This window comes from Sphingomonas sp. Ant20, assembly GCF_000783375.1.
Classification (GTDB): Bacteria; Pseudomonadota; Alphaproteobacteria; order Sphingomonadales; family Sphingomonadaceae; genus Sphingomonas; species Sphingomonas aerolata.
Genome location: NZ_JRVI01000120.1, coordinates 1 through 3,278, shown reverse-complemented (window position 1 = coordinate 3,278; position 3,278 = coordinate 1). Strand labels below are relative to the sequence as shown.

Annotated in this window: 2 protein-coding genes and 1 pseudogene; all 3 read right to left on the bottom strand. The window is 69.6% G+C overall.

Annotated features, from left to right (window positions below; all coding sequences use genetic code 11):
* A partial coding sequence (gene mdoH / locus NI18_RS27145) for a glucans biosynthesis glucosyltransferase MdoH (RefSeq protein WP_306286428.1) occupies positions 1-895 on the bottom strand: 895 nt, incomplete at its 3' end.
* Between the two features lie 39 nt (positions 896-934).
* Complete coding sequence (locus NI18_RS27140) at positions 935-1,852, bottom strand: hypothetical protein (RefSeq protein ID WP_306286426.1); 918 nt, start codon at positions 1,850-1,852, stop codon at positions 935-937.
* 17 nt (positions 1,853-1,869) lie between these two features.
* Positions 1,870-3,215 (bottom strand): annotated as a pseudogene (locus NI18_RS14315) (glucan biosynthesis protein).
* Positions 3,216-3,278 lie beyond the last annotated feature (63 nt).

The following is a 3,278-nucleotide window of genomic DNA, read 5'->3' as shown; positions in this document are numbered from 1 at the left end:
GGAGCGCCGACGCCTCGGTCGCGGGCAGCTGGTCGATGCCGCTGGCGGGCACCTGGAACAGGCCGCGCGCGTCAGCGCGGCTCCCCGCCGCGTTGCTCGCGCTCCATTTGGCGAGCCACGGCGACAGCAACAGCCCCAGCGTCACTGGCGCCAGCCACAGCGCGGTGATCGGAACGGCGGGCGAGATCAGGAGCAGGGCGACCCCCGCCGCCAGATGCCAGCGATAGCGCGGCACGACATCCGCGATCGACAGCCCGTCGCGATCCCTGTTCTGCGGGCTCCAGCCCGAGGGCTGGCCGCGGAAGATGCTGATCAGGTCCATCGTCTGCGTCAGCATGATGACCGGCGCGGACAGCATCGACAGCGGGATCTCGGCAATGGCTGACGCGATGATCGCCCGCGCCCCCCCGAACGCCGCGCGCCGGCTCCGGTCGGACACCGCCCAGATGATCCCGAGCAATTTGGGGCCGAACAGCAGGATGACCGTCAGCGCCAGCACGCGCGCCGAGGTCGTCGCCTCGACCAGCTTGCTTTCGCCGGCAAAGGCCTGCGCGATGGTCGTCAGGATCAGGACCAGCCAGGCGGGCGACGTCATGTACGCCGACGCCCCGATCGCGAGCTGCAGCCGGTTGACCGGATGGAACCCGTCCGACCCGAGCAGCTTCAGATGCTGGATATTGCCCTGCGCCCAGCGCCGGTCGCGCACCGCCATGTCGATCAGCGTCGGGGGAAACTCCTCATAGCTGTCGTCGATCATGATCAGGTGGACCGCCCAGCCGCGCCGCCGCAGCAAGGCGGCCTCGACCATGTCGTGGCTCATGATCGCGCCGCCGAACGGCGGGCCGCCAGGCAGCACGGGCAGGCCGCAGCTTTCGGCAAAGGCCCGGGTGCGGATGATCGCATTATGCCCCCAGAAGCTCGCCTCCGACCCCGATCACCAGACCAGACCGGCGGTCGAGATCGGGCCGTAGAGCCGGCTGTTGAACTGCATCCAGCGCTGGAACAGCGTGGTCGCGCCGCGGATCGTCGGCACCGTCTGCAACAGGCCGACCGAGGGGCGGCGCTCCATCACCTGCGCCATGCCGATCATCGCGTCGCCGCTCATCAGGCTGTCCGCGTCGAGCACCAGCATGTGATCATAGCCGCCGCCGAAGCGCCGGACCCAGTCGGCGACATTGCCCGGCTTGCGCGCGACATTGTCGGTCCGGCGGCGATAATAGAGCGGGACGCGCGATCCAGGTGCGAGCACCTCCCAGGCCGCGACCTCCTGTGCGCCCGACTCTTCGCCCGAATCGCTCAGCACGAAGAAGGCGAAGCTCCCCGCCTCGCCCGCAGCCTCGATCGCGTGCATCATCCGCGCGATCCGGCCAAATACCGCGTCGACATCCTCGTTATGGACCGGGATCAGCACCGCGGTCTGCCCGGTCAGCGGCTGGCGGTTCTGCGGCACCGGCACGAAGCCGGGATGCATCCGCGTCATCAGCAGGACGAACCCGATCAGCGCGTTGAGAAACCCGAACGCGATCCACGCGAAGAGCGGGAAGAACAGCACGAGCAGCGCGACGTCCCACAGATCGATGCCGTCGCCGAGCAGCGAATCCTGGACCGCCGCGGAGGCGGTGGTGGCGAGCAGCATCGTCAGCAGGAACAGGAGCAGTCGCCGCGACGACATGCCCTCGGGCGAGGTCAGCGTGTCCGAGCCGTTCGACGGTCCGGCCAGCGGGTCGGGCGTCGGCCCGCCGCCGGTGCCGCGCGCCCGGAAATTCTGCAGCGGCATGTCGATCGGGACGTCGGCGGGCAATCGTGCCGGAAGTGCGGGATGACCGGGGCGGCCCGGGCTGTCCACGGTCATGGCTCAACCCACCTGCGTCAGCACGGTTTCGCTGAGCGACTGCCGCCGCGCTTCAGGAACAGCCGGACATCGGCCAGGACGCCGCGTTCGGGGGCGACATCGAGCGTGACGCGCCAGCGGTTCGGCTGGCCGACGACCGGATAGGCGGCGCTAGCGAGGACCCGGCCACGGCTGACATCGGCCTGCACCGTCACCCCGCTCGACCGGTCGAGACCGGCGAGCGTCGCACCGACGAAATCGACGACGACCTTCCGCGCGCCCGGCGTCGCTCGGCGCCCGGCCGGCCGGCCGAGCCACGCCAGTTCTCGACCGCATGCGCGGCCTGCGCGACCGACGGATCGCGCGACGACCAGGTCAGGCGATAGTCGAACTGCATCGTCTTGCCAGCGGTCGCCGGCGCGGCGGGCACCCAGAAGGCGGCGATATTGTCGACCGTCTCGCTCGCGGTCGGGAAGGCGTACAGCGTCACCGCGCCCTTGCCCCAATCGCCCTTCGGCTCGATCCACAGGTTCGCGCGGCGATCGTAGAAGGCGCCGTCGTCCTGGTAATGATCGAACGCCCGGTCACGCTGGATCAGGCCGAAACCGCGCGGATTGTCATCCTGGAAGCTGTCGAGCGTGGGGGTCGCGGGATTGGCGAGCGGACGCCAGATCCGCTCGCCGGCACCGGTCGCCATCGCCAGCCCGTCCGAATCATGGATTTCGGGGCGCCAGTCGATCGCCGCGGCGCGATTGCCCTCGCCATACCAGAACATGCTCGTCGCCGGCGCGATGCCGAGCCGCGCGACGTCCTTGCGCAGCGTGATCGTCGACGAGACATCCTGGACGACGCCGCCATCGGTCCCGTCGGTGTACCGGCACACGAAGCGGTACGCACCGGTCACGCTGGGCCCGTCGAGAAGGGCATAGACGGTATAGCTCTGCGCGCCCGTCGCCTCGATCCAGAAGGCGGTGAAGGCGGGAAATTCCTCCTTGCCGTCGATCCCCGTGTCGATCGCGATACCGCGCGCGGACAGGCCATATTGATCCTGAGAACCGGCGGTGCGGAAGTAAGAGGCGCCGATGAACGCCATCCAGTCGCTCTTGCCGTCGCTCGACACCGCGCGGAAGCCGGCGATGCCGAGGGCGGCGTGATGCCCGGATTCGGTCTTGAAGAGATCCGCGGCGAAGTCGACCGCGCGCGCCTGCCCGCGTTCGACGACATGGATCGCGACAGGGGTCGGCGCATAACGGCCGAGCGGGAACAAGCGGATGCCGCCCGCCAGCGTCCGTTCGGGCTTGTAGCTGATCGACCCTACCGCATCATAATCGATCGCCTCCGCCGCCGCGACCTTGGCCGGTGCGCGGTAGGGCGCGCGCGCCAGCGCCGCGGCGCGCTGCTGCAGAGCCTCCCAGGAAAACGACTCGGGCTTGCCCAGCGCGGGGGG

Bases quoted from the DNA above. Each gene is read 5' to 3' on its own strand.
- NI18_RS27140 (WP_306286426.1), bottom strand. From the start codon at position 1,852: ATGACCGTGGACAGCCCGGGCCGCCCCGGTCATCCCGCACTTCCGGCA.